The sequence below is a fragment of the Synechococcus sp. H55.2 genome, assembly GCF_047462495.1.
Lineage (GTDB): Bacteria > Cyanobacteriota > Cyanobacteriia > Thermostichales > Thermostichaceae > Thermostichus.
Genome location: NZ_JANSJH010000008.1, coordinates 18,705 through 22,411, shown reverse-complemented (window position 1 = coordinate 22,411; position 3,707 = coordinate 18,705). Strand labels below are relative to the sequence as shown.

At 60.5% G+C, this 3,707-nt stretch carries 4 protein-coding genes; all 4 read right to left on the bottom strand.

Annotation, left to right across the window (positions count from 1 at the left end; genetic code table 11):
• Positions 1-40: 40 nt before the first annotated feature.
• On the bottom strand, positions 41-985 hold the full coding sequence (locus tag NW844_RS02140; RefSeq protein WP_414333069.1) for a F0F1 ATP synthase subunit gamma: 945 nt from the start codon (positions 983-985) through the stop codon (positions 41-43).
• Between the two features lie 60 nt (positions 986-1,045).
• On the bottom strand, positions 1,046-2,566 hold the full coding sequence (gene atpA / locus NW844_RS02135) for a F0F1 ATP synthase subunit alpha (RefSeq protein ID WP_414333068.1): 1,521 nt from the start codon (positions 2,564-2,566) through the stop codon (positions 1,046-1,048).
• A gap of 64 nt (positions 2,567-2,630) precedes the next feature.
• On the bottom strand, positions 2,631-3,179 hold the full coding sequence (atpH, locus tag NW844_RS02130) for an ATP synthase F1 subunit delta (protein WP_414333066.1): 549 nt from the start codon (positions 3,177-3,179) through the stop codon (positions 2,631-2,633).
• Positions 3,180-3,198: 19 nt separating this feature from the next.
• On the bottom strand, positions 3,199-3,707 hold a 509-nt coding region (locus tag NW844_RS02125; RefSeq protein WP_414333064.1), incomplete at its 5' end, for a F0F1 ATP synthase subunit B.

Genomic DNA, 3,707 nt, shown 5'->3' with positions numbered 1-3,707 from the left:
CCTCTGGGAGAGGGGTTGGGGGTGAGGGTGGGAGAGAAGTTTATAGGGCCTCAGCTCCGGCAACTACCTCCAGGATCTCCTGGGTGATAGCCGCCTGCCGAGCTTTGTTGTAGGCAAGGCCCAGTGTGCGGATGAGTTCGCTGGCGTTGTCGCTGGCATTGTTCATGGCCGTCATGCGGGCCGCCAACTCGCTGGCCGCTGCTTCCTGCAAAGCCCGCAACAACTGGTTGTTCAAGTACAGCGGCAGCAGCGCGTCCAAAATCTGCACCGGATCCTGCTCGAAGATCATGTCTGGCGGCGGGGCTGAGACAGGAGCAACGATCTTGCTGCGCTCGACCGTGAACTCTCCCCCCCGCACCAGCAGGTTAAAAATCTCGTCGTCGCGGGCAGCCAGGCGCGTGGGATCCAGAGGTAGCAGCGATTGCACCACCGGACGGGAGCTAATCAGCGAGACAAAGCGGGTGTAGATCAGCTCCACCTTGTCTACTTTCTCGGACAGGAAAGCGGAGAGGAGCTGATCCCCTATTTGCGCAGCTTCCGCCGCCGTAGGAATCTGCGACAAGTTCACGTAGGTCTTGGCAATGGGAGCGGAGCGGCGCTGAAAATACTGCACCACCTTGCGGCCCACCAGGTAAAGCTGCACCTGCAGCCCCGTCTCCTGCAGCTCGCGCACCCGCTCCTCGGTGCGCTTGATAACGTTGGCATTGTAAGCACCGCACAGGCCCCGATCCCCAGCCACCACCAACAGGCCCACCGTTTCAATGGGCCGCTGCTTCAGCAGAGGCAACTCGACATTTTCCAGCCGCAACCGCGTTTGCAGCCGATAGAAAACCTGGGCTAGGCGGTCGGCAAAGGGACGGGTGGCCATCACCTGCTCCTGGGCCCGTCGCACCCGCGCTGCCGCCACCAGGCGCATGGCCTCTGTAATCTTGCGGGTGTTTTTCACCGCCTTGATGCGATCGCGAATCCGCTTTAGGTTTGCCATAACCGATCCCCTCTGCTGTGGTTACTGGATGGGGATCCCCAAAGCAGGGATCCCCGGCAACTAAGCCGCCTTGGCCAGGAAGCTCTGTTTGAACTCCGTGATGGCGGTTTTCAAGATCTCTTCCGCCTCTTCAGTGAGTTGCTTGGTGGAGAGGACGATCTCCCCATACTTGGGATGGGTGGTGCCCAAGTAGGACAGCAGGCCCTGCTTGAAGCTGGAGACTTTCTCCACCGGAATGTCGTCCAAATACCCCCGCGTCCCGGCGTAGATAATCGCCACCTGCTGATCCAAAGACAGGGGCGAATATTGCGGCTGCTTGAGGATCTCCTGCAGCCGTTGGCCACGGGCCAATTGCTTCTGGGTGGCCTCGTCCAGATCAGAGGCAAATTGGGCAAAGGCTTCTAGATCGCGAAATTGCGCCAGTTCCACCTTGATCGAGCCGGCCACTTTCTTCATCGCCTTGGTCTGGGCCGCCGAGCCGACGCGGCTGACAGAGATGCCAACGTTGATGGCGGGGCGAATACCGGCGTTGAACAGATCCGACTCCAAGAAAATCTGCCCATCGGTGATGGAGATAACGTTGGTGGGAATATAGGCCGACACGTCGTTGGCCTGGGTTTCCACAATCGGCAGCGCCGTCATGGATCCCTCGCCCAGCCGGCTGTTCAGCTTGGCCGCCCGCTCCAGCAGCCGCGAGTGCAGATAGAATACATCCCCTGGGTAGGCTTCCCGACCGGGCGGACGCCGCAACAGCAGCGACATCTGCCGGTAGGCCACCGCCTGCTTGGAGAGGTCGTCGTAGACCACCAAAGTGTGCTTACCCTGGTACATAAAGTACTCGGCAATGGTGGCGCCACAATAGGGGGCCAACCACTGCAGCGGTGCCGGGCTGTCAGCGCCGGCAGCCACCACAATGCTGTAGTCCATCGCCCCTCGCTCGGTCAGGATGCCCACCACCTGGGCGATGGTGCTCTGCTTCTGGCCAATGGCTACGTAGATGCAGATCACATCCTGCCCTTTCTGGTTCAGGATCGTGTCCACGGCAACGGTGGTCTTGCCGGTTTGGCGGTCGCCGATGATCAGCTCCCGCTGCCCCCGCCCGATGGGGATTAGAGCGTCAATGGCGGTGATGCCGGTTTGCAGAGGCTCGTACACGGAGCGGCGATCGATAATGCCGGGGGCCGGGGACTCAATGAGGCGCGTCTCGGTGCAGTGAATCGGCCCTTTGCCGTCGATGGGATTGCACAGGGGATCCACTACGCGGCCCAGCAGGGCTTCCCCTACAGGGATGCTGGCAATTCTGCCCGTGGCTTTGACGGTGGATCCTTCTTGGATGTTGCGCCCGGAGCCGATCAACACTGCGCCGACGTTGTCTTCTTCTAGGTTAAGGGCAATACCGGTGGTGCCATCCTCAAATTCCAACAGTTCGCTGGCCATCACCTTCTCCAGGCCGTAGATGCGGGCAATGCCGTCTCCCACCTGCAGGACGGTACCGACATTGGAGATCTGCATCTCCTGGTTATACTGTTCGATCTGCTGCTTGATGATGGTACTGATCTCGTCTGGGCGAATCGTAGGCATAGCAGTCCTCTCAACGGAATAGGAAGGGATCCAAAAAAATCATTGAGGAAAACGCTGGGCCAATTTAGGCCAACTGCAGCGCCAGCCGGCGCAACTGGCCGCGCAAGCTGAGGTCGATCACCTGGGATCCGATCTTGATGATCACCCCACCCAGCAACGTGGGATCTTGGGCAATCTGGAGCTCCACACCCCTGGCCTGCGTGAAGTCTCTTACCCGCTCGCGGATCGACTGCTGTTGCGCCTCCGTCAGAGGTACCGCCGTGGTCACCTCGGCCAGGACGATATCTTGCAGCTTCCGCTGCAGCTCCAAGAACCGCCGGCAGACGGCCTCGAGGAACATGATACGGCGACGGTCGCACAACAGCTTAAGAGCATTCAGCAGCAGGGGGTGGATCTGGTCGGCAAACACCTGCTGCAGCAGGTTTTTCTTGGCTTCCGCCTTGATCAGGGGGCTGGCGAGGAATTGGCCCAGCTCCGGCGTGGCCTGCAGAACCGCGGCCATAAAACGGATGTCGGCCTCAAAGGTATCCATTAGCCCCTGAGCAGAGGCAAGAGAAACCAGGGCTTCGGCGTAGGGATCGACCACCTTGGCGGCCATGGTGCGGCTGATCATGCTTTTCCCTTCCTCCTCCTTAGCGGGCAATCATCTGGATCCCTTGTTCGATCAGGCGCTGGTGAACCTGCTCGCTGAGGTGCTGCGGCAGCTCCTGCTCCACCTTGCGCAGGGCTTGGCGCACGATCTGGCGGCGCAGCTCCTGGACAATTTGCTCTTGTTCAGCAGAGAGATCCCTTTCGGCGTTGGCGCGCAGCCGCTCGATCTCCCGCTCCGCCTGCTGCAACAGCTCCTGCCGGCGGGCTTCCGCATTGGCCTCCGCCTGTTTGCGAATGCGCTCCGCCTCTTGCTGGGCCTGCGCCAGCTTTTGTTGTTCTTCCGCCAGCCTCTCGATCGCCTCCTGCTTGCGCTGCTCCGCCTGGCGCAGCTCCTCGAGGATGCCTTCTCGCCGCTTGGCCAGAGCTTCCCCCACCACCCGGCGCCCCAAAATGTACAGCAAGGTGAGGATGATGGCGATGTTGATTAAGTTGCTTTCCAGAATCGCATCCAAGAGCCCCTTTTCTGGGGATACTTCCGCGGCTTCTGCCA